Source organism: Naasia aerilata, assembly GCF_030296595.1.
Taxonomy (GTDB): domain Bacteria; phylum Actinomycetota; class Actinomycetes; order Actinomycetales; family Microbacteriaceae; genus Naasia; species Naasia aerilata.
Map to the genome: position 1 here is coordinate 834,431 of NZ_AP027731.1, position 24,464 is coordinate 858,894.

Annotated in this window: 31 protein-coding genes and 3 pseudogenes; 5 read left to right on the forward strand and 29 right to left on the reverse strand. The window is 69.7% G+C overall.

Annotation, left to right across the window (positions count from 1 at the left end; translation table 11 throughout):
• Window positions 1–3: 3 nt before the first annotated feature.
• The 25 genes and pseudogenes from rplN to QUE51_RS04650 form a co-directional block, all read right to left on the reverse strand.
• On the reverse strand, window positions 4–372 hold the full coding sequence (gene rplN, locus QUE51_RS04525) for a 50S ribosomal protein L14 (RefSeq protein ID WP_286278425.1): 369 nt from the start codon (window positions 370–372) through the stop codon (window positions 4–6).
• Window positions 369–686 carry a 30S ribosomal protein S17 gene (gene rpsQ / locus QUE51_RS04530; protein WP_286278426.1) on the reverse strand — a complete coding sequence of 106 codons (318 nt, stop codon included), beginning with the start codon at window positions 684–686 and terminating at the stop codon, window positions 369–371. Before rpsQ ends, rplN begins: the two co-directional genes overlap by 4 nt.
• Window positions 686–1,030 (reverse strand): 50S ribosomal protein L29, encoded by a 345-nt coding sequence (gene rpmC, locus QUE51_RS04535; protein ID WP_286278427.1) that lies wholly within the window; start codon window positions 1,028–1,030, stop codon window positions 686–688. Before rpmC ends, rpsQ begins: the two co-directional genes overlap by 1 nt.
• Window positions 1,030–1,449, reverse strand: a complete 420-nt coding sequence (gene rplP, locus QUE51_RS04540) for a 50S ribosomal protein L16 (RefSeq protein ID WP_286278428.1) — start codon at window positions 1,447–1,449, stop codon at window positions 1,030–1,032. The genes rpmC and rplP overlap by 1 nt, the downstream gene beginning before the upstream one ends.
• A gap of 2 nt (window positions 1,450–1,451) precedes the next feature.
• A complete protein-coding gene (rpsC, locus tag QUE51_RS04545) occupies window positions 1,452–2,231 on the reverse strand; it encodes a 30S ribosomal protein S3 (RefSeq protein ID WP_286278429.1) in 780 nt (259 codons plus the stop codon).
• A pseudogene (gene rplV, locus QUE51_RS04550) lies at window positions 2,231–2,637 on the reverse strand (50S ribosomal protein L22). The gene rpsC and the pseudogene rplV overlap by 1 nt, the downstream one beginning before the upstream one ends.
• 25 nt (window positions 2,638–2,662) lie before the next feature.
• Window positions 2,663–2,944 (reverse strand): 30S ribosomal protein S19, encoded by a 282-nt coding sequence (gene rpsS, locus QUE51_RS04555; protein ID WP_286278430.1) that lies wholly within the window; start codon window positions 2,942–2,944, stop codon window positions 2,663–2,665.
• Between the two features lie 12 nt (window positions 2,945–2,956).
• Window positions 2,957–3,793: a 50S ribosomal protein L2 gene (rplB, locus tag QUE51_RS04560; RefSeq protein WP_286278431.1), complete on the reverse strand. Its 837-nt coding sequence runs from the start codon at window positions 3,791–3,793 to the stop codon at window positions 2,957–2,959.
• An 18-nt stretch (window positions 3,794–3,811) separates the two neighbouring features.
• Window positions 3,812–4,111: a 50S ribosomal protein L23 gene (gene rplW / locus QUE51_RS04565; protein ID WP_286278432.1), complete on the reverse strand. Its 300-nt coding sequence runs from the start codon at window positions 4,109–4,111 to the stop codon at window positions 3,812–3,814.
• Window positions 4,108–4,757: pseudogene (gene rplD, locus QUE51_RS04570) on the reverse strand (50S ribosomal protein L4). Before rplD ends, rplW begins: the two are co-directional and overlap by 4 nt.
• 5 nt (window positions 4,758–4,762) lie before the next feature.
• Entirely contained in the window at window positions 4,763–5,416 is a 654-nt protein-coding gene (rplC, locus tag QUE51_RS04575) for a 50S ribosomal protein L3 (RefSeq protein ID WP_286278433.1), read from the reverse strand.
• 26 nt (window positions 5,417–5,442) lie between these two features.
• Window positions 5,443–5,751, reverse strand: coding sequence for a 30S ribosomal protein S10 (gene rpsJ / locus QUE51_RS04580; protein WP_210479779.1), 309 nt, complete (start codon window positions 5,749–5,751; stop codon window positions 5,443–5,445).
• A gap of 536 nt (window positions 5,752–6,287) precedes the next feature.
• Window positions 6,288–6,701, reverse strand: coding sequence for a hypothetical protein (locus QUE51_RS04585; RefSeq protein ID WP_286278434.1), 414 nt, complete (start codon window positions 6,699–6,701; stop codon window positions 6,288–6,290).
• Window positions 6,702–6,749: 48 nt separating this feature from the next.
• Window positions 6,750–7,274, reverse strand: a complete 525-nt coding sequence (locus QUE51_RS04590) for a LeuD/DmdB family oxidoreductase small subunit (protein ID WP_286278435.1) — start codon at window positions 7,272–7,274, stop codon at window positions 6,750–6,752.
• A gap of 1 nt (window position 7,275) precedes the next feature.
• Window positions 7,276–7,422 (reverse strand): hypothetical protein, encoded by a 147-nt coding sequence (locus tag QUE51_RS04595; protein ID WP_286278436.1) that lies wholly within the window; start codon window positions 7,420–7,422, stop codon window positions 7,276–7,278.
• Window positions 7,419–8,540, reverse strand: coding sequence for an aconitase family protein (locus QUE51_RS04600; protein WP_286278437.1), 1,122 nt, complete (start codon window positions 8,538–8,540; stop codon window positions 7,419–7,421). The genes QUE51_RS04595 and QUE51_RS04600 overlap by 4 nt, the downstream gene beginning before the upstream one ends.
• A 13-nt stretch (window positions 8,541–8,553) precedes the next feature.
• The gene (locus QUE51_RS04605; protein WP_286278438.1) at window positions 8,554–9,822 is read right to left on the reverse strand and encodes a 3-isopropylmalate dehydratase large subunit; all 1,269 of its coding nucleotides are present in this window, start codon (window positions 9,820–9,822) and stop codon (window positions 8,554–8,556) included.
• The gene (locus tag QUE51_RS04610) at window positions 9,822–10,337 is read right to left on the reverse strand and encodes a LeuD/DmdB family oxidoreductase small subunit (RefSeq protein ID WP_286278439.1); all 516 of its coding nucleotides are present in this window, start codon (window positions 10,335–10,337) and stop codon (window positions 9,822–9,824) included. The genes QUE51_RS04605 and QUE51_RS04610 overlap by 1 nt, the downstream gene beginning before the upstream one ends.
• On the reverse strand, window positions 10,334–11,413 hold the full coding sequence (locus QUE51_RS04615; RefSeq protein ID WP_286278440.1) for an ornithine cyclodeaminase family protein: 1,080 nt from the start codon (window positions 11,411–11,413) through the stop codon (window positions 10,334–10,336). Before QUE51_RS04615 ends, QUE51_RS04610 begins: the two co-directional genes overlap by 4 nt.
• Window positions 11,410–12,477: an aminopeptidase P family N-terminal domain-containing protein gene (locus tag QUE51_RS04620; RefSeq protein WP_286278441.1), complete on the reverse strand. Its 1,068-nt coding sequence runs from the start codon at window positions 12,475–12,477 to the stop codon at window positions 11,410–11,412. Before QUE51_RS04620 ends, QUE51_RS04615 begins: the two co-directional genes overlap by 4 nt.
• Window positions 12,474–13,651: pseudogene (locus tag QUE51_RS04630) on the reverse strand (M24 family metallopeptidase). The gene QUE51_RS04620 and the pseudogene QUE51_RS04630 overlap by 4 nt, the downstream one beginning before the upstream one ends.
• Window positions 13,648–14,448, reverse strand: coding sequence for an ABC transporter ATP-binding protein (locus tag QUE51_RS04635; protein ID WP_286279257.1), 801 nt, complete (start codon window positions 14,446–14,448; stop codon window positions 13,648–13,650). The pseudogene QUE51_RS04630 and the gene QUE51_RS04635 overlap by 4 nt, the downstream one beginning before the upstream one ends.
• Before the next feature lie 2 nt (window positions 14,449–14,450).
• Window positions 14,451–15,188 carry an ABC transporter permease gene (locus tag QUE51_RS04640; RefSeq protein ID WP_286278444.1) on the reverse strand — a complete coding sequence of 246 codons (738 nt, stop codon included), beginning with the start codon at window positions 15,186–15,188 and terminating at the stop codon, window positions 14,451–14,453.
• Window positions 15,189–15,436: 248 nt separating this feature from the next.
• Window positions 15,437–15,841, reverse strand: a complete 405-nt coding sequence (locus tag QUE51_RS04645) for a MarR family winged helix-turn-helix transcriptional regulator (RefSeq protein WP_286278445.1) — start codon at window positions 15,839–15,841, stop codon at window positions 15,437–15,439.
• A gap of 147 nt (window positions 15,842–15,988) precedes the next feature.
• The gene (locus tag QUE51_RS04650; RefSeq protein ID WP_286278446.1) at window positions 15,989–17,062 is read right to left on the reverse strand and encodes an ABC transporter substrate-binding protein; all 1,074 of its coding nucleotides are present in this window, start codon (window positions 17,060–17,062) and stop codon (window positions 15,989–15,991) included.
• A 321-nt stretch (window positions 17,063–17,383) separates the two neighbouring features.
• Between QUE51_RS04650 and QUE51_RS04655 the strand changes: the two genes are divergently transcribed.
• Genes QUE51_RS04655 through QUE51_RS04675 form a run of 5 tightly spaced genes read left to right on the forward strand, consistent with a single transcriptional unit; the run spans window position 17,384 to window position 21,547 of the window.
• Window positions 17,384–18,118 carry an SDR family NAD(P)-dependent oxidoreductase gene (locus tag QUE51_RS04655; RefSeq protein WP_286278447.1) on the forward strand — a complete coding sequence of 245 codons (735 nt, stop codon included), beginning with the start codon at window positions 17,384–17,386 and terminating at the stop codon, window positions 18,116–18,118.
• Entirely contained in the window at window positions 18,115–18,528 is a 414-nt protein-coding gene (locus QUE51_RS04660; RefSeq protein WP_286278448.1) for a RidA family protein, read from the forward strand. The genes QUE51_RS04655 and QUE51_RS04660 overlap by 4 nt, the downstream gene beginning before the upstream one ends.
• 40 nt (window positions 18,529–18,568) lie before the next feature.
• Window positions 18,569–19,504, forward strand: a complete 936-nt coding sequence (locus tag QUE51_RS04665) for a thiamine pyrophosphate-binding protein (RefSeq protein ID WP_286278449.1) — start codon at window positions 18,569–18,571, stop codon at window positions 19,502–19,504.
• Window positions 19,438–20,301, forward strand: coding sequence for a thiamine pyrophosphate-dependent enzyme (locus QUE51_RS04670; protein WP_286278450.1), 864 nt, complete (start codon window positions 19,438–19,440; stop codon window positions 20,299–20,301). Before QUE51_RS04665 ends, QUE51_RS04670 begins: the two co-directional genes overlap by 67 nt.
• Before the next feature lie 10 nt (window positions 20,302–20,311).
• Entirely contained in the window at window positions 20,312–21,547 is a 1,236-nt protein-coding gene (locus tag QUE51_RS04675; protein ID WP_286278451.1) for an MFS transporter, read from the forward strand.
• Between the two features lie 825 nt (window positions 21,548–22,372).
• Here the strand turns inward: QUE51_RS04675 and QUE51_RS04680 are convergent.
• The 4 genes from QUE51_RS04680 to QUE51_RS04695 form a co-directional block, all read right to left on the reverse strand.
• Window positions 22,373–23,038, reverse strand: coding sequence for a hypothetical protein (locus QUE51_RS04680; RefSeq protein WP_286278452.1), 666 nt, complete (start codon window positions 23,036–23,038; stop codon window positions 22,373–22,375).
• Complete coding sequence (locus QUE51_RS04685; protein WP_286278453.1) at window positions 23,029–23,310, reverse strand: type IV toxin-antitoxin system AbiEi family antitoxin domain-containing protein; 282 nt, start codon at window positions 23,308–23,310, stop codon at window positions 23,029–23,031. Before QUE51_RS04685 ends, QUE51_RS04680 begins: the two co-directional genes overlap by 10 nt.
• A 274-nt stretch (window positions 23,311–23,584) precedes the next feature.
• Window positions 23,585–23,827 (reverse strand): hypothetical protein, encoded by a 243-nt coding sequence (locus tag QUE51_RS04690; RefSeq protein WP_286278454.1) that lies wholly within the window; start codon window positions 23,825–23,827, stop codon window positions 23,585–23,587.
• Complete coding sequence (locus QUE51_RS04695; protein WP_286278455.1) at window positions 23,824–24,444, reverse strand: MBL fold metallo-hydrolase; 621 nt, start codon at window positions 24,442–24,444, stop codon at window positions 23,824–23,826. The genes QUE51_RS04690 and QUE51_RS04695 overlap by 4 nt, the downstream gene beginning before the upstream one ends.
• Between the last annotated feature and the right edge of the window lie 20 nt (window positions 24,445–24,464).

Below are 24,464 nucleotides of genomic sequence, written 5' to 3' on the forward strand. Positions count from 1 at the left end.
TTCTCAGATCACCTCCGGTGCGAGCGACACGATCTTCATGAACTTCTTGTCGCGAAGCTCACGGCCCACCGGGCCGAAGATGCGGGTGCCGCGGGGGTCGCCGTCGTTCTTGAGGATGACGGCGGCGTTCTCGTCGAACTTGATGTACGAGCCGTCCTGGCGCCGCGTCTCCTTGACGGTGCGCACGATGACGGCCTTGACGACATCACCCTTCTTGACGTTGCCGCCGGGGATGGCGTCCTTGACGGTCGCGACGATGACATCGCCGAGACCGGCGTACCGGCGGCCGGAGCCGCCCAGCACGCGGATGGTCAGCAGCTCCTTGGCGCCCGTGTTGTCGGCGACCTTGAGCCGCGATTCCTGCTGAATCACTTGGCCTTCTCCAGGATCTCGACGAGGCGCCAGCGCTTCGTGGCGGACAGCGGACGGGTCTCGCTGATGACGACGAGGTCGCCGACGCCGGCGGTGCCCTGCTCGTCGTGCGCCTTCACCTTCGAGGTGCGGCGGATGACCTTGCCGTACAGCGGGTGCTTCACGCGGTCCTCGACCTCGACGACGATGGTCTTCTCCATCTTGTCGCTCACCACGTAGCCGCGGCGGACCTTGCGGTCACCGCGGTCGCCCAGGACCTTCGCGTCATTGGCTGCGGACTCGTGGCCAGTGGCCTGGGTCTCGACTTTCGCCATTACTTCGTCTCCTCAGTGCTCACCGCGGCAGGCGCCTCGGCCTCGGCGGGAGCCTCGGCCGCGTCCGCCTTGCGGCTGCGGGTCTTCTTCTCCGGCTTGGCCGCGACCTCGACAGGCGCCGGGGTGGCGCGGATGCCGAGCTCACGCTCGCGGATCACGGTGTAGATGCGGGAGATGTCCCGCTTGACCGCACGGATGCGGCCATGGCTCTCGAGCTGCCCCGTCGCCGACTGGAAGCGCAGGTTGAACAGCTCCTCCTTGGCCTTCTTGAGCTCCTCGACGAGACGCTCGTTCTCGAAGGTGTCGAGCTCGGTGGGGGCGAGCTCCTTGGTACCGATCGCCATTACGCGTCGCCCTCCTCGCGCTTGATGATGCGTGCCTTGAGGGGCAGCTTGTGGATGGCCCGGGTCAGCGCCTCACGAGCGAGTTCCTCGTTGACGCCGGCGACCTCGAAGAGGACGCGGCCGGGCTTGATGTTCGCGACCCACCACTCCGGCGAGCCCTTTCCGGAACCCATGCGGGTCTCGGCGGGCTTCTTCGTGAGCGGACGGTCGGGGTAGACGTTGATCCACACCTTGCCGCCGCGCTTGATGTGACGCGTCATGGCGATACGAGCGGACTCGATCTGACGGTTGGTCACGTACGCGGGGGTGAGGGCCTGGATGCCGAACTCGCCGAAGCTGACCTTCGTGCCGCCGGTGGCCTGGCCACTGCGACCCGGGTGGTGCTGCTTGCGGAACTTGACCTTGCGGGGAATCAGCATGATTACGCGCTCGCTCCTTCTGCGGCCGGCGCACCGGCGTCGCTCCTGGGTCCGCGGCCACCGCGGGGTCCGCCGTCACGGCGGTCGTCCCGGCGGTCCGGACGCTGCGACCGCTGGCTCGCCTGCTCGCGCGCCAGCTCCTTGTTGGTGATGTCGCCCTTGTAGATCCACACCTTCACGCCGATGCGGCCGAACGTCGTCTTGGCCTCGTAGAAGCCGTAGTCGATGTTGGCGCGGAGCGTGTGCAGCGGGACGCGACCCTCGCGGTAGAACTCGCTGCGGCTCATCTCCGCACCGCCGAGGCGGCCGGAGACCTGCACGCGGACGCCCTTGGCGCCGGCGCGCTGAGCGCCCTGCAGGCCCTTGCGCATCGCGCGGCGGAACGCCACACGTGCGGAGAGCTGCTCGGCGATGCCCTGCGCGACGAGCTGGGCCTCGGCCTCGGGGTTCTTGACCTCGAGGATGTTCAGCTGGATCTGCTTGCCGGTCAGCTTCTCGAGGTCGGCGCGGATGCGCTCGGCCTCGGCGCCGCGGCGGCCGATGACGATGCCGGGGCGCGCCGTGTGGATGTCCACGCGGACGCGGTCACGGGTGCGCTCGATCTCGATGCGGGCGACGCCGGCACGGTCCAGCGACGTCTTCAGCATCGACCGGATCTTGATGTCCTCGGCGACGTAGTCGCTGTACTGCTGGCCGCGCTTGGTGCTGTCCGAGAACCAGCGCGACACGTGGTCGGTGGTGATCCCGAGACGGAAACCGTACGGATTGACTTTCTGTCCCATTACTTGCTCGCCTTCGCGGTGTTCTTGGACGCGCTGCCGCGGGTCGTCTGCGCGACGTCCGGAGTGGCCAGCACCACGGTGATGTGGCTGGTGCGCTTCAGGATCTGGAACGCGCGGCCCTGTGCTCGCGGCTGCATGCGCTTGAGCGTCGTGCCCTCGTCGACGAACGCCTTCGAGATCACGAGGTCCTGCTCGTCGAGGTAGGTGTTCTCGGCGTCGGCCTTGACCCGTGCGTTCGCGATCGCGGAGGCGACCAGCTTGTACACGGGCTCGCTGGCGCTCTGCGGCGCGAACTTCAGGATCGCGAGGGCCTCAGTGGCCTTCTTGCCCCGGACGAGGTCGACGACACGACGAGCCTTCTGGGGGTGACGCGGATGTGTCGCACGCGGGCGATCGACTCCACCATTTCTTCTCCTCCTTCGCCGCCGCGACTAGCGGCGACGCCCCTTCTTGTCGTCCTTCTCGTGTCCACGGAAGGTGCGGGTGGGGGCGAACTCGCCGAGCTTGTGCCCGACCATGGTCTCCGTCACGAAGACGGGGATGTGCTTGCGGCCGTCGTGCACGGCGATCGTGTGGCCGAGCATGGCCGGGATGATCATCGAGCGGCGCGACCAGGTCTTGATCACGTTCTTGCTGCCGCCTTCGTTCGCGACCTGGACCTTGCGGAGCAGGTGGTCGTCGACGAAGGGGCCCTTCTTGAGACTGCGAGGCATGTCCTTCTCCTACTAGCGCTTCTTGCCGACGTTGCGACGACGAACGATGAGCTTGTCGCTCTCCTTGTTCGGGTGCCGGGTGCGACCCTCGGCCTGACCCCACGGGCTGACCGGGTGGCGACCACCGGAGGTCTTGCCCTCACCACCACCGTGCGGGTGGTCGATCGGGTTCATCGCGACACCGCGGACGGTCGGGCGGACGCCCTTCCAGCGCATGCGGCCGGCCTTGCCCCAGTTGATGTTCGACTGCTCGGCGTTGCCGACCTCGCCGATGGTGGCGCGGCAGCGGGCGTCCACGTTGCGGATCTCGCCGCTCGGGAGGCGGAGCTGGGCGTACGGCCCGTCCTTCGCCACGAGGCGGACGCTGGCGCCGGCGGAGCGGGCCATCTTGGCGCCGCCGCCCGGGCGGAGCTCGATCGCGTGGATTACGGTGCCGACCGGGATGTTGCGCAGCGGCAGGTTGTTGCCGGGCTTGATGTCCGCGGACGGCCCCGACTCGACGATGTCGCCCTGCTTGAGCTTGTCCGGCGCGATGATGTAGCGCTTCGTGCCGTCCACGAAGTGCAGCAGCGCGATGCGCGCGGTGCGGTTCGGGTCGTACTCGATCTCCGCGACCTTGGCGTTGACGCCGTCCTTGTCGTTGCGACGGAAGTCGATGACGCGGTACTGGCGCTTGTGGCCGCCACCGATGTGACGCGTGGTGATGCGTCCCTGGTTGTTGCGGCCGCCGGTCTTCGAGATCGGGCGGAGCAGCGACTTCTCAGGCGTGGTGCGGGTGATCTCGACGAAGTCGGCGACGGACGAGCCGCGGCGACCCGGCGTGGTCGGCTTGTACTTGCGAATAGCCATTCTGAGTTCCTCCCGGGCCTAGCCGACAGCCGTGAAGATGTCGATGGTGCCCGACTTGAGCGTGACGATGGCGCGCTTGATGTCCTTGCGCTTGCCGATGCCGAACTTGGTCCGGCGGGTCTTGCCCGAACGGTTGAGCGTGTTCACCGAGGCGACCTCGACGCGGAAGATCTTCTCGATGGCGAGCTTGATCTCGGTCTTGTTCGAGCGGGGGTCGACGATGAAGGTGTACTTGCCCTCATCGATCAGGCCGTAGCTCTTCTCGGAGACGACGGGCGCGATGATGACGTCGCGCGGGTCCTTGTTGTAGCCGCTCACGCGGTCACCTCCGCGGTGTTCTTGGTCTTCGCGGCCACGAAGGCCTCGAAGGCGGACTGCGTGAAGACGATGTCGTCGGAGACGAGCACGTCGTACGCGTTCAACTGGTCCCAGGTGAGGACGTGCAGCGACTTGAGGTTGCGCACGCTCTTCCAGGCGGTCTCGTCCGCGCGGTCGAGGACCACGAGGACGTTCTTGCCGGGGGCGACGCGGGCGAGCAGCTCGGCCGCGGCCTTCGTCGAGGGGCTCTCACCGGCGGCGAGGGCGTCGACGACCTGGAGCCGGCCACCGCGGGCGCGGTCCGACAGGGCGCCGAGGAGCGCCGCGGCGATCATCTTCTTGGGGTGCGCTGCGAGTAGTCGCGGGGCACGGGACCGTGGACGACGCCACCGCCGCGGTGCTGCGGCATGCGGACGGAGCCCTGACGGGCGCGGCCGGTGCCCTTCTGCTTGAAGGGCTTGACGCCGGAGCCGGAGACCTCGCCGCGGTTCTTCGCCTTGTGCGTGCCCTGACGGGCGGCGGCGAGCTGGGCGACGACCACCTGGTGAAGCAGCGGCACGTTGGTCTGCACGTCGAAGATCTCGGCGGGCAGGTCGACCGTGCCGGCCGTGGTGCCGCCGGCGGTCTGGATGTCGAGCGAAGCCATGATGCTCAGGCTCCCTTCACAGCGTTGCGGACGAAGACGAGGCGGCCGCGCGCACCGGGGACGGCGCCCTTGACGAGCAGCAGACCCTTCTCGGCGTCGACGGCCTGGACCTGGAGGTTCAGCACGGTGGTGCGGTCGCCGCCCATCCGGCCCGCCATGCGCATCCCCTTGAAGACGCGGCTGGGGGTGGAGGAGGCGCCGATGGAGCCCGGCTTGCGGTGGTTGCGGTGCGAACCGTGGGACGCCGAGACGCCCTTGAAGTTGTGCCGCTTCATGACGCCCGCGAAGCCCTTGCCCTTGCTGGTGCCGACGACGTCGACCTTCGCGCCGGCCTCGAACACGTCGACCGCGATCTCCTGGCCGAGCGTGTACTCGGCGGCGTCAGCGGTGCGGACCTCGGTGAGGTGGCGGCGGGGCGTGACGCCCGCCTTGTCGAAGTGGCCGGAAGCCGGCTTGTTCGCCTTGCGGGGGTCGATCTGGCCGTACGCGATCTGGACGGCGGCGTAGCCGTCGACGTCGGGCGTGCGGATCTGGGTCACGACGTTCGGGGTGATCTGGATCACGGTGACGGGCACGAGCTTGCCCTGGTCGTTCCAGACCTGGGTCATCCCGAGCTTCGTGCCGAGCAGACCCTTGAAAGTCCTGGTGGCGGTAGTCATGCGATTCCTCAGTGCTTCGCTCTTGGTCAGAGCTTGATCTCGATGTTGACGTCGGCGGGGAGGTCGAGGCGCATGAGCGAGTCGACCGCCTTCGGCGTCGGGTCGATGATGTCGATGAGACGCTTGTGGGTGCGCATCTCGAAGTGCTCGCGGCTGTCCTTGTACTTGTGCGGCGAGCGGATCACGACGACCACGTTCTTCTCCGTGGGCAGCGGGACCGGTCCGACGACGCTGGCGCCCGCACGGGTCACGGTGTCGACGATCTTGCGCGCCGAGGTGTCGATGACCTCGTGGTCATACGACTTGAGTCGGATGCGGATCTTCTGTCCGGCCATCTGTCACTCGCTCTCTTTCGTTGCTTCGCGAAACCTGCTGGTCCGCGCTGTCGCTCGTTCATGACCTGGGTCACGACGCCGCTCGTCCGGATCTTCCGATCCGATGGGCCCTGCGCTCCGCTCTCGCGGCACACAGGAGGACTCGCAGCACTGTTCTTCTGTCAATGAGCCGTTCGCACCCGGTTCCGCGCGCACGCGGACGCGCACGGCAGTTTCAGGTGGTGGTGGCTTGCACATCCGGGGCCGCACACGGCGGCGGGAGTGCTGTTCTCCTGCCCGCGGCCTAGCCCTGATCCCTGAGGGAAGCTATGCACTGCCTGGCAGTGATCCGGGCCGCGCGCCTCGCACAGCGGCCTGGAATGTGGAACTAGAAGAGTTTGCCATACCCCTCCACACCCTGCAACCCGGGCGTGTCGCGCGGGGGCGCGGCTCCGGCCTCTCCGCCGAGCGCGGGCCGCAACGACGAGCGCGGGCCGTGTACGGGGCGCGCTCGTCGGCACGGGGCGCGCTCGGCGGGCGACAGGCAGGCGGCGCCGTCAGGCGTGGGGGAAGCCGTTGCGCTCCGCGTCGTCCTCGTCGGCCACAGGAGCTCCCGTGCTGTCCAGGTAGTCCACGTGCGGGTGGTCGCTGAATCCCTCCTCGGCCTGAGCGGGGACCACGAACTGCCCGTCGATGGTGTCCACCACGACCGGCTCGAGTCCCACCGAATCGCCGGTGTCCTCGGGCGACGGGGACTGCGCCACAGGGGCGCCCGTCGTGTCGAGGATGAGGACGTGCCGCTCGGCGTGGGCCTCGTCCGCGACCTCCCCCGGCATGAAGAACTGCCCGTCGATGGTGTCGACCTCGACCGTCTCCAGATGCTTCCGCGTGCGCCCGATCGGGTCGGACGGCGCCGACTGCTCGGGAGCGTCGGCCTCCGCGCGCGCAGGCCGCTCCGGCTGCTCACTCATGCAAACTCCTTCTCGAGTCGTGCGTTCTCGCCGCGTTGCCGAAGCGGATCAGGTGTTCGCGGTCGACGCCCAGTCGGGGTCGCTCTGCGTCAGGTTGATCAGGCCGCCGGCCGCGAGCATCCGGAGGAGGAACGGCGACGCCGGCGCCACGTGGCGCTCCACTCCGGACGTCTCGTTGCGGAAGAAGCCCTGCGCGATGTCGACCACCAGGTGGTCGCCGTCCTCGACGATGTCCGTGGCGTCGGGGATCTCCAGCGACGGCAGGCCGATCTCGAAGCAGTTGCGGAAGAAGGTGCGCGAGAAGGCGTTCGAGACGACGCAGCCGATGCCGGTCGCCTTGAGGGCCTTCGCCGCGATCGCCCGCCCCGACGACTGCCCGAAGTGGTGCCCGGCCACGACGATGTCCCCGGGCTGCACCTCCAGCGGGAAGCGCGGGTTGTAGTCCTCGAGCACGTGCTTGACGATCTCGTCCATCGGATCGAACACGTAGCGCGATTTGACGAGGGCGTCGGTGGGGATGTTGGCAGGGAACTTCCAACAGCGCCCCTCGTAGCGGGGAACCAGCTCGCCCATCTCAGGCCTCCTTGTCGGCGTAGGGGCGGGGATCGGCGATCGCGCCCTCGAGAGCGGAGGCGGCGACGGTCAGCGCGGAGGCGAGGTACATGGATGCCTTCGTGCTGCCGTTCCGGCCGGGGAAGTTGCGCGAGTGGGTCGAGATCATCGCCTCCCCTCCGACATGGCGCCCATGTTCGCCGTCTGATTGGAGCCGGTGCTCGGCGGGAACCAGGTGCCGCCGGCCTCGTGCAGGTCCGCGACGAGCCCGAGCTCCAGGGCCTGGCGGAACACCTCGCGGCTGCCGGGCACGAGATTGAGCTTCACGTCGGGGTGGATCCTGCGTCCGCGGAGCACCCGGGCCGCGAGCAGGAAGTCCTCGAGCCGCCCGCCGCCGTGGCCGCCGAGCTCCGCCCACTGGAGCGGGGTGCCGACCAGCTCGTCGACGGGATGCACATTCCCGACGGTGGGCGGCGCGGCGACCGTGGGCGGCACCACGCCGACGTCGAAGCGCCGCACGTCCTCGACGGGGTCACCGTCGCCGTTGAGCAGGAGGTCGAGCCTTCCGCCCGGCAGCGCCTCGATGAACTCGCGCGTCACGTCGTCCGGCTCCACGTAGCCGCACTTCGCGCCGAGGTCGACGCAGAGCACCGGGAAGAGCCAGCGGTCCCAGATCCCCAGCGAGGTGATGAAGGGACCCGTGAACTCGAGCGCCTTGTAGATGACCGACCCCTCGCCGAGCTGGCCGACCAGCCAGAGCGCGACATCGCGGGGCGTGGTGCCGGGCTGCAGCTCCCCCGTGAGCTCGATCTGGATGAGCTCCGGGACGCGGAACCACGCCTTGCCGAACGGCATGACCGTGCCGGCGTGCGAGTCGTTCCCCAGTGCGACGGCGAAGGCGCCGACCGCGCCGTGCACGGGGGTGTGGCTGTCCGAGCCGACGACGATTTGCCCGGGCAGCGCGAGCCCGTTCTGCATGAGCACGTTGTGGATGTTGCCGCTGCCGCAGTCGAACAGCTGGGTTCCCCGCTTCTTCGTCCAGGCGCGGTTCCGGTTGAGGACGTCGGCCTGCTGCTCCGTCGGTGGCGAGAAGTGGTGGTCGAAGACGGTCACCACCCGGTCGGGGTATGGCAGGTCCTTGCCGATCCGCTCGTCGTACACCTTGCCGGTGAGGTACGCGCTCAGATCGTGCATGACGAGGCGGTCGACGTTCGCGACCACGACGTCACCGGCCTTCACCGACTCCTGGCCGCTCGCGCGCGCCAGGATCTTCTCGACGAGATTCAATTCCGGCCGCCCCTCAGACCGGCGCGAGCACGCGGCTCGGATCGGTGATGACTCCCGTGATGGCGGAGGCCGCCGCGACCGCAGGACTCGACAGGTAGATGCTCGACTCGTAGCTGCCCATCCGCCCGCGGAAGTTCCGGTTGGCCGTCGAGAGCGTGACCTCTCCGTCGGCCATCGCGCCGCCGCTGCCCGCGCACGCACCGCACCCGGGGTTCGTGATCAGCGCGCCGGCCTGGATGAGCGTCGTGACGATCCCGTCCGCGGCGGCCTTCGCCATGATGTCCGCCGAGGCCGGCGTGACGACGAGACGGACGCCGTCCGCGATCCGGTTGCCCTTGAGGTAGCGGGCCGCGATCGCGAGGTCGTCGTACTTCGCATTGGCGCACGATCCGATGAACACCTGGTCGACCTTGGTGCCCACGACCTGGCTGATCGGGACGACGTTGTCGACGTTGTGCGGAACCGCGATCTGCGGCTCGAGGGCGGTGCCGTCGAGCTCGATCACCCGGTCGAAGACCGCGTCAGGGTCGGAGACCAGCGGCTCCACGGTGTCGAGGTCGACGCCGTGCTCGGCCAGGTAGCGCATGGTCTCGGCGTCCGGCGGAACGAAGGCGTTCTTCGCCCCGGCCTCCATCGCGAGGTTGCAGAGCGTCATCCGCTCCGACGTGGAGAGCGACTCCACCCAGGATCCGTGGAACTCGACCGAGTAGTAGGTCGCTCCGTCGGCGGTGAGGTCGCCGATGAGCTTGAGCATGACGTCCTTGGGGTAGACACCTTCCGGCAGCGGCCCCTGCACGATGACCTTCATCGACTGGGGAACCTTCATCCAGAGCTTCCCGGTGACCCAGGCCGCGGTGATCTCGCTGAAGCCGACCCCGGTGCCGAGGGCGCCGAGGGCGCCGTAGATGGTCGAGTGCGAGTCGGTGCCGATGATGAGGTCGCCCGGCTTGACCAGCCCGTGCTCCATGAGCACGACGTGGGCGATGCCGGCGTTGACGTCGAAGAAGTGCTTGATGCCCATCTTGTCCCGGAACTCCCGCGAGAGGCGGTGATCGCCCGCGATCTTCGAGGTCTGCGCCGGCGAGATGTGGTCCATGACCATGGCGATCCGGTCCTTGTCGAAGAGCTCGGGCTCTCCCATGCGCTCCCACGTCTTGATGCAGCGCCAGGTCGCCGTGTGGCTCATGTAGAGCGCCGGATAGGCGTCCACGATCTGCCCCGGAACCAGGCCGGTCACGCCCGATGCGCGCTCCAGCGCCTTGACGGCGAAAGTCTTGCCCATCAGTTCTTCTCCTTAGCGAACTTCTTCATGAGGTGCTCGATCAGTCCGCCGGCCTCGAGGATCTCCTGGAGCACCGGCGGGAAGGGCGCGAAGGGGTACGACTGGTCGCCGACGGTCACGAGTCCCGCCGCGTAGTCGACCCAGACGTCGTCGCCCTCCTGGATCGCGTCGACCGCCGCGGGGCACTCGACGGCGACCAGGCCGGTGTTGATGGCGTTGCGGAAGAACACCCTGGAGTAGGAGCGTGCGACGACGGCCTTCACCCCGACCCCGATGAGGCAGGTGGCCGCCTGCTCGCGCGCGCTGCCGCACCCGAAGTTGCGGCCGCCCACGACGACCGGGCTCTGGGCCAGCTTGGCCTGCACGTCCGGGCCCAGCGGCTCGAAGGCGTGCGAGCCGAGCTCGACAGGATCGATGCTGATCAGGTACCGGCCCGGGATGATGACGTCGGTGTTGACGTCGTCGCCGAAGACGATGCTCCGGCCGCCGAGCCTCTCGTTGAGTGTGGTGCTCATGGTGTGGTGTCCTCCGTGAACCAGTCCGTGGGGATGACGTGCCCGAGGTCGCGCTCCTCGGCGAGCTCGAGGATCCGAGCTCCGACGGCTGCGAACTGGATGCCCATTCCCGTGTTGTTGGCGAAGATCGTGATGTCGTCGCGGTTCTTGCGTGCCGGAGCGGGGTCGACCAGGATCTGCCCCAGCTCCTGGATGTCGTCCCACTGCTTGAGCCCGCGCTCCACGGGACCGAGGATGTCGAACTGGCTGTCGTGGTGGACCTGCTCCCGCGAGAAGACGACGATCCGATCCGCACGATCGAACGTCGTGTCGTCGAGCTCGCGCCGCGTGGCGGTGCCGTCCGGGCTCGTGATGCAGCTGACGTGCGTGCCCGGTTCGATCCACTCGCCCTCGAAGACGGGATCCATCGCCGCCGTCGCCGCCGTGATGATGCGGCAGCCTTCCACCGCGTCCTTCGGGTGGTCGACCGCGAGAACGCGCTTGCCCGTCCTGTCGCTCCACTCCGCGGCGAACGCCTCCCGGCGCTCCTTGGTGGGGCTGAACACCCGGATCTCCTCGATCCCCGGGCGGACCAGGAGCAGCGTCTCGAGGTGCGCGGCCGCCTGCCAGCCGGCGCCGAACATCCCGGCCACCGTGACGTCCGGGTTGCTCATCTCGCGGATGCCGAGAGCCGTCGTCGCGCCCACGCGGTACTTCTGGATCACCGAGTCGTGGATGATCGCAAGCGGCGCGAGCTCGGTGAGGCTGAACAGGGTGACGAGGCCGACGTACCGGCCGCCCGGCGCCACGGGCAGCAGGCGACGGCGCTTCTCCCCTGTCGGCAGAGTCTCGACCCCGACCATGTCGGACGTGATCCGGGTGCCCCAGACGCCGCTCGAGATGTTGCCGCCCTCCTGGGACTTGAAGCGGAACCGGAAGCCCGGGTACCGCTCGTCCTCCACCGGGAAGTAGGTGTGGTTGCGCGGGCGGTTGTGCCCGCGGTTCTCGGCCAGCTCGCGATACGCGACCTCCAGCACGTCGATGACGTCCTGGGCGCTCAGCAGCTGCTCGACGTCCGCATTCGAGAGGACTCTCATATTCCGTTGTTCTCCTGGTCGCTTGAGTCGGTGGATCGGGCGGCGGTCAGCGGATCTGCACCCTCTGCCGTGACGAGGACCGTGTCGGTGAGGACGCTGCGGACCCCGGCGACATCGATGACCTCGATCACGACCGCACCCACTTCGCCCGCCGCGGGAGCGTCGGCCACCGGCTGCAGCTCGCCGCCCGTGGCGAAGTCGGCCTGGTTGATCCAGCGGATCGAGGTGACGGACCCCTCGGGCAGTGCTTGCAGGGCGATGGTCGCCGCCGCCTCGGCCGCGGAGAACGCGGCGCCGGCCCGGACCTCCACGAAGGCGGCGCGCTGAGCGTCCGCGAGCAGAGGCAGCCACGGCTCGTCGCCGAACGTCCGGCCGGCGAGCAGCCAGCCGTGCCGGTACTCGCCGGCCACCTCCATCGTGACGTGGCCGCCGTCCTCGGCTCCCCGGACGAGTGCGTCGGCGAAGCCCGCGTGCCGGGTGACCCGGTCGACCGCGGCAAGGCGTTCGCGCATGCTGAGTCCCGCCACCGTGGCATCGGCGAGCGCCGCGCGGAGGGCGGCGACGCCGGCGCGGAGCAGCGCGACCTCGGCCTCCGAAGGCTGAGCGCGGACGTCGCGCACGAGGGAGCCGAGCGGCTTGACCGTCCAGTCGGGAACGGCGGCCTCGATCTCGGCGACGACCGCAGCCGGCCAGAGTGCCGCATCGATGACGCCGATCGTGCCGGCAGGCCGGCCCGCGACGTAGGACGCGACGAGCTTGCCGAACGACGGGCCGCTGCGGAGATCCTCGAGCATCGACGTGCGCTGCATCCAGGAGAAGACCCGCTTCGACAGCTTGGTGAGCAGGGTCGCCTCGCCCTCGGCGGGGATCGCGAGCACGCCCTCGTTCCAGTAGATGACGAGGTTCGTGAGGTAGCCGATGTCGTCTCCCCGCGACACGTCGTTGTAGACGATGCCGACGTCCACGCCCTCGGCCTTCAGCCGCTGCTGGACCGTCGCGATCCTGTCCGCCCATTCCGACTCGGCGATCTCCGCCGGGTCGAGCACCACCAGACCGCGCTTCACGAGCGGCTCCCTTCGTCGGAGGAGAACAGCCGGCGCTCGGTGGAGACGAGCCGCTCGCTCCCCGTCGCGGTGACCACGACCTGGTCGCCGAACACGTGGTAGCCCGCGATCGGCGTGTAGGTGTTGGGGTGGATGATGAAGGTCGCGCCCTCGGGGAAGACCGTGTGGTTCCCCTCGATGATGGGGACCTCGTCGAGGTGCAGCCCGACGCCGTGGCCGCGCACGCGCGTCCACTGATCCGAGCAGTACTCCCCCAGCCCGTACTTGCGGAACACGTCGTTCTCGGCGACCGCGATCTCGTGGGCGGTGACTCCGGGCTTCACGACGGCCACTCCCGCCTCGGCCGCCTCGAGGAAGAGCTCGGCCGATCGACGCTGCTCCGGGGAAGGCTCGCCCACAACGGCGGAGCGACAGATCTGCAGCCAGTACCCCCGGTCTGCGGAGTGAGCTCGGTGCGGACGAGGTCGCCCTCCTGGAGGAGCCGGCGGCTGGGCGGCGTCATGCCGAGCACCTCGTCCCTGCCGGAGGCGATGAGCATGAAGTTGTCCTCGGCCCCGAGCCGCTTGATCTCGCTCTCGACCTCCGCGACGATGTCGTACTCGGTGATGCCGGGCTCGAGGACCTCCACGAAGGTGCGCCACGCGGCGTCCGAGACCTTCGCGGCCTGGCGCATCCGGTTCAGCTCCCACTCGCTCTTGACCATCCGAGCCGCATCGAAGAGCTTGCTCGCCGACACGAGCTCGACTCCGGGGAGCCCCTCTCGCAGGGCGCCGTCGAATACGGTGGGGAGCAGCTCGAGGTGACCGACCCCGATCCGCTGGGCGCCCAGCGCGCGGACCTCGTCGACCAGGGGGCGGAGGTCCGCCACCGAGACGAGCTCGGCTCCGCGGACCCACCCCCGGCGCCGCAGGGGCACGAGGTCGGCGAGACGCGTGGTGAACGCGACCGCCTCGCCGTCGAGCGGCAGGAGCACGAACGCGCCGGCGCCGCCCACCGAGGTGTCGGTGAGGTAGCGGACGTTCTCCCGGCGCCAGGCCGGGGCGTAGGCGATCAGGGCGTCCAGCCCGCTCTCCGCCATGGCGGCGCGCAGCTTCGTGTGCCGGAGTCCGAGCTCCTCCGCGTCGTCGGCGGCCGTGGGGCCCGCCGCCGCACGGACGATGTCGATGAGGGTCACCTGGTCATCTCCTTCTCGAGCCGGACCTGCTCCTCCATGCGCATGAAGTCCTCGGTGACCGACTTCTCCAGCTCGAAGAGCAGATCGTCCTCGGGCTTGCGCGGATGCGGAACGGTGACGGGCAGATCAAGGTAGGTGCGCGCCGGGCGGTCCGTGATCACGAGCAGCCGTGAGGACAGGAACACCGCTTCGCGGATGTTGTGCGTGACGAAGAGGATCGTCTTCCCCGTCTCGGCCCAGATCCGCACGAACTCCTGCCGCAGACGGCGAGCGGAGAACTCGTCGAGCGCCGAGAACGGCTCGTCGGCGAGCAGCAGATCCGGTTCGATCGCGAGGCCCCGGGCGAGGGAGACGCGCTGCTGCATGCCGCCGGACAGCTGGAGCGGGTAGTAGTCGGCGAACTCGGCGAGGCCCACGAGGGCGAGGTACCGGCGGACCCGATCGTCGATCTCGTCCTTGGGCAGACCCATCTCCTGCAGCGGCAGGGCCACGTTGTTGCGAACGGTCCGCCACGCGAGAAGGCGGGGCTGCTGGAAGACGACGCCGATCTTCACGTCGGAGCGTGTTCTCGTGCTCACCTTCCTGCCGGCGAGCCGCACCTCCCCGGTCGTCGCGTCGTCCAGCCCGTTGATGATGTTGAGCAGCGTCGACTTGCCGCAGCCGGAGGGACCGAGGATCGAGAGCAGGGCCCCCTCCTCGACGTGCACGTCGAGGTCGCCGAGAACGTTGAGCGGACGGTCGCCGCGCCTCGGGAACTCCTTGTGGAGGTGATCGATGGACAGGTAGGACTCGGTCATGATCACGCAGCCCCTCTCTGGATCTGGGCTGCCGGGCGCCAGCGGGTGAGGCGGTTCTCCAGCGGCTTGAGGATGGCGAACTCGATGATGAGGAGGGTGATGGTGAACAGCAGCGTCCAGGCGAGCACCTGGATCATGCTGAAGTTGCCGAACCAGTAGCTGAGCATGTAGCCGACGCCGCTCGAGAGCCCGATCAGCTCCACGATCGTCACGATCTTCCAGGCGATGCCGAGGCCGTAGCGGAGCGCGGCCAGGATGTACGGGATGAGCTGCGGGACCACGATCTTCAGCAGGACGGTGGCCTTGCCGAAGCGGAACGCCTTGCCCATGTGGATCAGGTCCCGGTCGATCGCCTTCGTTCCCTGCCAGATGTTGATGGCGATCGGCGGCGCCGAGCCCACCGCGATGGCGACGATGGCGGCCGTGTCGTTGAGGCCGAACCAGAGGATGCAGAGGATCCCGTAGACGAGGGCGGGGATCGTGAAGAGCACGAGCACCCACGTGTCGAGCAGGTCTTCGCCGATCTTGGTGAGGCCCATGGTCAGGCCGATGATCATGCCGACCGCGACGCCGGCGATCATCCCGACGACCACGCGGAACATGGTCACGCCGAGCTGGGAGTACGTTTCCGGCTGCGTGAGGTTCTGGCCCAGCTGCGCGAAGACCGCGATGGGGCTCGGCAGGATCGTCGGCTTCATGAAGAGCGAGACGATCTGCCAGAGCACCAGCAGGGCGAGCACGGAGAGCGTGCGGCGCCACACCCCGCGGAAGACCCGGGCGCGATGCTCCTCGCTATCGAAGCGGTGTCGAACACCACCTCGCTTTCCAATGCTGCAGTACTCACGCGCTCCACCTTTCGTCTTTGAATTCCCGTGCCACCGTTGGCGCGGGGGTGAGCTCTGGGCCGGCTGGGCTCAGGCGTCGCTGTCGATGTGCTGGCTGAAGTAGATGGTCGCCCGCTCGTAGACCTGCGCCAGAGTGGCCGCCGTCACCGCTCGATCGGCCGACGGCACTCCTCGATGAGGTAGCCGAGGAAGTCCTGCAGAGCGGCATCCGCCGACGCCACGGCCGCTCGACCGGCATCCGTGATGCCGAGGACCACCGCGCGGCGATCCTGCGGGCTCGGTGTCGTGGTCATCAGTCCCCGGCGGACGAGCCCGTCCACGTTCTCCGACACGGTGGGCAGTGTGAGGTTGCCGCGCGCCGCGAGCTGGCTGAGCGAGGTGAACCCCTCCGCGATCCTCGAGAGGGTGCGGTACTGCCGGAAGGTCAGGCGGGGATCCAGCGATCCGAGGATCGCATTGTGGAGCCGGCTGAGCCGGGCCGGCACCGCGAGCAGGAGCTCGAGGATGTCGGTGTCGACCTTGTCCGCCGCCGCCGTGTCAGTGCTCATGTGATCCTCGTCCCCTTGTTTCCTGCGGTACGGCCCCGAGTAAGTAAGGGCACCTAAGTACTATAGGTAAGGGACCCTAACTACACAAGGGCTGCCGCGGTGCGCTCCGCTGCTGGTCGAGCGCGGAGCGCACCACGGGCGTGCGCCTCAGTCCTCGAACGCGGGATAGTCGAGCGAGAAGAGCTTCGGGTCGACCTCCTTGGGGAACGCCGGGTCGAGGTAGGGGGTGAGGGTCGACACGAGCTTCTTCATGCCATCGACCTGCTCCTTGCCCCAGTCGGTGACGAACGAGTCGCCGTAGAGGTCCTGGAAGGACTTGGCCGCCGCCTCAGGCTGACCCACCGCCTCGGCGTAGGTCTCCCAGATCTTCGGGTCCTTCTCGATGTCGAGGACGGCGTCGCGGATCGCGCTCGCATACGCGCGCACCTCGCCGCAGTGCTCAGTGGCGTAGGACTCCGTCGTCACCGGCCCGAGGTACAGCGCCTGGAACCCGAACTCGTCCGGGAAGTCGGTGGCCAGGTCGACGATCTGCCGGTACTTGCCCTCGTACTTCTGCACGGCGGTCGCGTCGACGCCGAGGATGACGGCGTCGAGCGAGCCCTGATCGAGCAGCCCGAGCAGAGCGGCGTCCGGCGCGACGTGCACCTCGCCGTTGACGTCCTTCAGCATGTTGAAGTCGTACGCGCTCTGCGCATAGGCCTGCATGATGGACGTGATCGCCCCGTTCAGCGCGGTGAACGATCCGACGTTCTTGCCTTTGAGGTCGCCGATGTCCTTGATCGGCGAGTCCTTCTTGACGAACATGCCGTTGCCCGGCGTGGACAGAGCTCCGATCATGATGACGTCGGCGCCGGTCGAGCGCGCCTGCACCATGGTGGTGAGGCCGCCGAAGCCGAGGTTCACGGCCTTCTGGACGATGGCCTGGGCCGTGGCCGGCGGGTTCTGGAACGCCTGGACCTGCAGGTCGAGGTTGTACTTCGTGTCGAAGCCGCCGTCCTTCACGTGCTTGATCACGAGGTCCTGAGCGCCGGGGTTGGTCGCCACCGTCGCGGTGGTCATCGAGCTGGGCATCGGGCAGCCGGTGTCGGACGAGCCCGCGGCGGCCGTCGTCGCGGCCGGGCTCGGCGCGGCTTCCGAACCGCCCCCGCCCGCGCAGCCGGCCAGGACGAGCGCGGCAGCGGCGAACCCCGCCGCCGCCGTGATGCTTCTTCTCTTGTGCATGTCGGTCCAATCTCGGTGAGGAAGACGGACCGTCGCGACGATGCGGCGATCCGTGCGCGCTTGCAGCCAGCCGCGCGCGGGCGGCGGTTCCCAGGGCCAACGACTCTGCTGTTCAGGGAACCTAAGTATCTGTGACCCATAAAGTAAGTACTCCGAAGTGATTGCCGTGTCAAGCAAGCGCTCCCGTGTTCGCAGCCTCGTCCTCGCGTCTCTTGCGCGCCTCGGGCTCCAGCCATTAGGTTCCCTAATCAAACGGGTCCCTAATAGTTGCCGGATGCGAACCGGCCGTGGCCCCTCGGCCGACACAGAGAGGTATCGGGCATGACGAGCTCCTTCGACTTCACCGGCAAGGTGATCCTCATCACGGGCGGCGCGAGCGGCATCGGCGGTGCGACCGCGCGGGCAGCCGCGGAGGCGGGCGCCCGGGTCGCGGTGCTCGACGTGAACGACGAGCTCGGGGCGGAGATCGCCGCCGAGCACGAGAACATCTCTTTCCACAGAGTCGACGTGTCGGACCACGACGCCGTGCTCGAGGTGGTGGGCGGCATCGCCTCCGCGGAGGGCCGCATCGACGGGCTCGTGTGCTGCGCGATCGTCCAGCCGCTCATCCCCGTCCTGGAGATGACGCCGCAGCAGCTGAAGAAGGTCCTGGCGATCAACGTCGAGGGCGTCTTCTGGGCCTGCAAGGCGGTCGCGCCGACGATGATGCGGCAGAACAGCGGATCGATCATCGTCTTCGTGTCCGGCACGGCAGACCTCGGCAAGCCGAACTCGTCGCCCTACACCGCCTCCAAGGGCGCGGTCGCCGGATTCGCGCACACGTTCGCCAAGGAGGTCCAGCCCTATGGCGTGCGGGTCAACATGCTGCGTCCCGGCATCATCGACACCCCTCAGTTCCGCGGGTCCAACCCCAACGCGGACTTCGGCAAGATGGACAAGCCCTCGGACGTGGTCGGACCCGCGATGTTCCTGCTCTCGGACTTCGCCACCATGACCAACTCGATCGTCACCCGCGAAGGCTCCCTGCCCCGCTCCCCCAAGGCCTACGAGGGATGACCACCGGGCGGGCGACCGGTGCCGTCGCCATCGACGTGGACACGCTCAAGATGCCCGCGCCGCTCACGCACGCGTTCGCGGTGCCGCCCGGCACCCGGCTCGTGTTCCTCAGCGGCCTCACCGCGAAGGACTCCGACGGGCGCACCGTCGGAGAAGGCGACGCCGAGGCTCAGGCCGACCACATCCTCACGGTGATCGGGGAGATCCTCGGCGCCGCCGGCGGCAGCATCGACGACGTCATCAAGCTCACCGTCTTCCTGCAGGACCGGAAGCACGCGCCGGACGTGGGAAGGGCACGGCGACGGCATTTCGCAACGGAGCCGCTGCCCGCATCCACGATGGTCGTCGCCCAGCTCATGTCCGACGACCAGCTGGTCGAGATCGAGGCGATCGCGGCGATCAGCGCCTGACGCTCAGGGCCGCGCAGGACGTGACCGAAGGGAGGTGCGCATGAGCACCGAGGAGACGGGCGCGGACGCGCTGCTCGCCGGGCTGCGAGACGCCGGGGTCGACGTGGTGTTCGCGAATCTGGGCAGCGACCATCCTGCGATCATCGAGTCCCTGGCCCGGGACCGCGCGGCCGGAGTGGCCACGCCGTCGGTCGTGCTCGCTCCGCACGAGGCGAGCGCGCTGGCCGCCGCGCACGGCTACGCACTCGCGACGGGACGGCCCCAGGCCGTCTTCGTCCATGTCGACGTGGGCACGGCCAACCTCGGCGGGGCCGTGCACAACGCGGCCCGGTCGCAGGTGCCGGTCCTGATCTTCGCGGGGCTGACACCGTTCACCCTCGAGGGCGAGCTGGCCGGCACCCGCAACAGCTATCCGAACCATCTCCAGGACGTCCGGGACCAGCACGCGATCGTGCGCCCGTACACGAAATGGAGCTACGACCTCCGCACCGGGTCCAACGCCCGGCAGGTCGTGCTGCGCGGGCTCCAGCTCGCCGGCAGCGCCCCCAAAGGGCCCGTCTACCTGACGGCCGCCCGAGAGGTGCTCGCCGGGCGCACCCAGGGGCGCAGCGTCGACCCGGACTTGTGGCATCCGATCGATCCGGTGCCTCTGCCGGGCGACGCCGTGGACGAGATCCTCGACGCGATCGCCGGCGCCCGGTTCCCCGTCCTCGTCACCTCCGGCTTCGGACGGGATCCGGCCGGCGTCCCCGACCTGGTCGAGCTCGCAGACCTCCTCGGCCTGGGTGTGGCCCAGCCGATCGCCGCCGCCATGTCGTTCCCCGCCGACCACGAGCTGCACCTCGGCTACGCCGCCGACCCCCTGCTCGCCCGGGCGGACCTGATCCTCGTCGTCGACTGCGATGCGCCGTGGATGCCCGCGCTCGCCCGGCCGCGGGGGAGGCGGCGGTCTACGTCCTCGACACCGATCCCCTGAAGGAGGGCATGCCCCTCTGGTATCTCGAGGCGCGACGGTTCCTTCGCGCCGACTCGGGGCACGCGGTGCGGCAGCTGCTCGAGGCCGCTCAGGCGCGGCCGGACCGCGGCGACGTCGACGGGCGGCGGGCCGCGATCGCCGCGGTGCACGACGAGCAGCGATCGGCCTGGGCCGCCGAGCGGGATGCCGACCGCCTGACGCCCTCCACGGTCGCCGCGGCCCTCGCGGACCTCGTCGACGACGACACGATCCTCCTCAACGAGGCCATCAGCAACGCCGCCACGGTGTTCCGGCACTTTCCGCGCACCCGGCCCGGCACGCTCTTCTCGAGCGGGGGCTCGTCCCTCGGCTGGTACGGCGGCGCGGCGGTGGGCATCAAGCTGGCTCGGCCGGAGGCGGAGGTCGTCGCGATCGTCGGCGACGGCTCGTACCACCTCAGCGAGCCGGCCTCCACCTACTGGATGGCGGCCCGGTACGGCACGCCTTTCGTCACGGTCGTCCTCGACAACGGGGGCTGGAACGCCACGAAGCAGAACGTGCTCCGGCAGCACGCCGGCGGGACGGCGGCGGAGACCGACCGCTACTGGGTGAGCCTCGGGCAGTCCGCCGACCTGGCAGGCGTCGCGGCAGCGGCGGGCGCCGCGTACGCCTGCACCGTCACCGAGTGGGAGGAGCTCGATGCGGCCCTGCGCGGCGCCCTCGCGGCAGCCCGAGACGGCGTGAGCGCCGTCGTGCGGGTCGTGCTCGACCCGATCTCGGGTGAGCCGGCCGACTGGGGCTCGGCTGGGCGTCCGTGACCCGCATCCCATGAGCGGCACGTTCCGCTCCCTCGCGGTGCACAACTACCGCCTCTGGTTCGCGGGGGCGACCGTGTCCAACGTCGGCACCTGGATGCAGGGAACGGCGCAGGACTGGATCGTCTTCACCGAGCTGACCGATCACGACGCGGCCGCGGTCGGGGTCGCGCTCGCCCTGCAGTTCGGACCGGTCTTCGTGCTGACCCCGCTGAGCGGTCTGGTCGCCGATGCCGTGGACCGCCGCCGGATCCTCCTCGTCACCCAGATCGTCCAGGGCGTCCTGAGCCTCGCCCTGGGCGTCCTCACGCTCGCGGGCATCCTCGAGCTCTGGATGGTCTTCGTCTTCGCGGGTCTGCTCGGGGCGACGGCGGCGTTCGACGGCCCCGCGCGGCAGTCCTTCGTCTCGGAGCTCGTCCCTCGCAGCTACATCCCGAACGCGATCGGCCTCAACGGGACCTCCTTCACCCTCGCGCGCTTCTTCGGGCCGGCGATCGCGGGACTGCTCATCGCCGTGGCGAGCGCCGGCTGGGTGTTCGTGATCAACTTCTTCACCTTCACCGCGACGATCTTCGCGCTGATCCTGATGCGCCGCGACGACCTCCACACCGAGCCGCGCTCCGGTGGTCCCCGGCCAACTATGGTGAGCGCACTGAAGGTCGTCACGCAGCGCGAGGACCTCGTGCTCGTGCTGACGAGCGCCTTCCTGTTCACCGCGCTCGGGATGAACTTCCCGATCTTCATCTCGACGATGGCGGTCGTCGAGTTCCGGGTGGGCGCGGACGGCTTCGGCATCCTGACCTCGATCGTGGCGATCGGGTCGGTGACCGGCGCCCTGCTGAGCGCTCGGCGCGAGCAGCCGAGCGTCCGCGTCGTGGGCCTCGGCGCGCTCGCCTTCGGGCTGTCGACGGCGATCCTGGCACTCGCTCCCAACGTGACGGTGTTCGCCGTCCTTCTCGTCGCCCTCGGCGTGACCTCCCTCACCATCCTCAACGGCTCGAACGCGTACATCCAGATGAACTCGCCGGTCGAGATCCGCGGCCGGGTGATGGCGGTCTACATGGCGCTGATCAGAGGCAGCGCGGTCTTCGGGGCGCCGCTGATCGGATGGGTGGCGAACGCGGCGGGTCCTCGTGTGGCCATCGCGGTCGGCGCTCTGGGCGGCTTCCTTCCGGCGCTCCTCCTGATCCTGTGGTGGGCCCGCAGGCGCGATCCCCGCCTCACCCCCTCCGCTGAACGCGGCGCGTAACCCGAACGCGGTGCATCCCGCCGAGCGCGGTGCGTCCCGCCGAACGCGGTGCGTACCGCCGAGCGCGGTGCGTACCGCCGAGCGCGGTGCGTACCGCCGAACGCGGTGCGTACCGCAGAGCGCGGTGCCCCCGGCCGAGCGCGGTGCGTACCGCCGAACGCGGTGCGTAGACGGGCCGCGCTCGTCGTCACGGCCCGCGCTCGGCGACACGGGCCGCGCTCGGCGGCCGAGATGCCGTGACAGCAAGCGGTGATGCCAGCGGCCGCGTAGCCCGCATACCGCCGCCTGCCGCCGCCGAGCGCGGCCCCTCCCACCGAACGCGGTGCGTAACGACGAGCGCGGTGCGTAGACGGGGCGCGCTCGTCGTCACGGCCCGCGCTCGGTGCGCGCTCGGCGACACGGGCCCCGCTCGGCGGGTCGAGATGCCGTGACAGCAAGCGGATATGCCAGCGGCCGCCGGATCCCGGACGCGGCCGCCTGCCGCCGTCGAGCGCGGCGCTTCCCACCGAACGCAGTGCGTAACGACGAGCGCGGTGCGTAGACGGGGCGCGCTCGTCGTTACGGCCCGCGCTCGGTGCGCGCTCGGCGACACAGGCCGCGCTCGGCGAGCCCAGGTGCTGCGGCCTTGCCCGGCACTGCTGCATCCCTGTGGCCCGCCGGCGCGCGCCCAGCGCGCCCCTCCCCGCCGAACGCGGTGCGTAACGACGAACGCAGTGCGTAGACGAGGCGCGCTCGTCGCTACGGGCCGCGCTCGGTGCACGATCGGCAATACGGACCGCGCTCGGCGCGCGGTTCGCGACCCGGAGACGCTCGATGCACCGAACGCTAGCGGTGGGCGCGGGGGTGGGTGCGCGGAACACCCGCCTCGGTCAGAAGGTCCTCGAGGCGACGGCGGTCGCGGAGGTCGTCCCACGTCCACCGGGCGACACTCCGGGCCGCCCGGCGGAGGTCGTTCTCGCGGTTCTTCTCGTCGATGACGACCTGTTCGGGAGTGCGACCCTGGCGGTATTCGCGCCGCCGGTACTTGACCTCGCCGTCGAACTCGCCGACGATCCTCTGCTCGACCCACTCGAAGTCGACGACCCCCACGCGCCGGCTTCCCAGGTAGACGGTGGACTGTAGCTCCGGCGCCTGGAATCCGAGCTCGTGGATCAGCACGCGGGACCACGACTCCCCCACCGACTCCGACCGCGGATCGGCGAAGTCCAGCACCCGGGCCGCCCTGCGAATGCCGCGGGTGCCGGGCCCGAGCATCCGCAGCAGCTCGCCGAAGTCATCTCGTGCGCCGGGGTAGCGGGCGAAGACGGCGTCGGCCACGACGACCGCCTCAGCGAATGACCGGCTCAGTGCCAGGTCGAGGGCGGTGCGGGCCGGAGAGGTGCAGCGGAGCTCGCCGACCGGCACCACGTCGACGGCGTCCAGGCCGAGGCAGTGGCGAACGACGTCCAGGGCACTGCGACCGCCGGTGCGGCGATCCCCGATCACATGCACGACGGCCGGCCACGGCCGGAGGGAGGAAGGTCGAGGAGGCGGAGCGCCGATTCGTGGGAGAACACGACCGTGCCCTGCAGCCTCGCCGCGGCAGCGCGGATCCGCATCCGGTATTGCGCATCGAAGCTGGCGGTCCGCCAGGTGCCGGCATCGGCGTAGACCCCGCGGCGGAGACGCTCGAGATCGCCAGACGCCCCGAGCCGTCGTTCGGGGTGCTCCTCCCCCGCCCGCCGGAGCTCGCGGGATGTGAAGAGGGACGCCTCGGGTTCCATGACCGGATCCTTCTCCCGGCGTGCCTCCCTCATCACCGGTGAGGCGCGCTCCGTGGAACAACCCTGCGCACCCACCCCTGTGCAGGGACGCCGAGCGCGGGGCGTGACGACGAGCGCGGTGCGTCTACGGGGCGCGCTCGGCGGCACGGGGTGCGCTCGGCGGTACGGGGTGCCCTCGGCGGTACGGGGCGCGCTCGGCGGAACGGGGCGCGCTCGGCGCTACGGGGCGCGCTCGGCGGCACGGGCGCGCTCGGCGGTACCGGGCGCGCTCGGCTCAGTCCTGGTCGGGGTCCGTCGCCGTGCCCGTGAGCCAGGAGCGGTAGAGCTCGGCGCCCTCCGCGACCGCCCGCTGGGCGCCTTCCAGGACCGTGAGGCCGGTGAAGAGGCCGTAGAGGCGGTCGTAGGCCAGGCCGTCGAGCGCCGCGAGGAGGCGGTCCAGGTAGCGCTCGGGAAGCGGCAGGAACATCGGGTAGCTGCGCATGAACGAGACGCGGCGGCCGTCGCGGAGCACCATCATCGTGTCACCGACCAGGAGGGCGCCGCGCCCCTCCGCCGCGTCGGCCAGGTGCAGCACGGCGCTGCCGGCGAAGTGGCCGCCCGTCCGCACCAGGGTGACACCGGGCGCGAGCTCCAGGCGGTCGTCCCACCAGGTGACGGCATCGTCGGGGCCGAGCAGCCAGCGGGCGTCCCGACGCGGCACCCACACGGTCGCCCCGCGTCCGTCGGGCCGGGGAAGCGGGCGCTCCACTCGTCCTGCACGCCGCAGAGGTGCGGGTGGCTGCGCGCGATGCCGAGCAGCCCGCCGCGCTCCCGGACGTACTCGACGCTCTCGTCGTCGAGGTAGCCGGGCGGGTCCCAGAGGATGCCGCCCCGCGGCGTGGTCACCAGGAGGCCGCGGTGACCGATGCCGAGCGAGGGGCGCACCGCGAGCTCGGAGAGGCCGGGCTCGAGCTCCGTCCACGTCGCGGTGTGGCCCTCCGCGGCGAGCGCTGCGAGATTCGTCCACTCCTGGCCCGTGGCCGGCACGTACTGCCGCTCCTCCGCGCAGATCACGCATGCGGACGGAGGGACCGCCGCGGGCGGGTAGCGGTTGCCGCACGTGCGGCAGATCCAGGCGGTCGTCGAGACGGCCATCGCCTCTCCTTCCTCAGCGC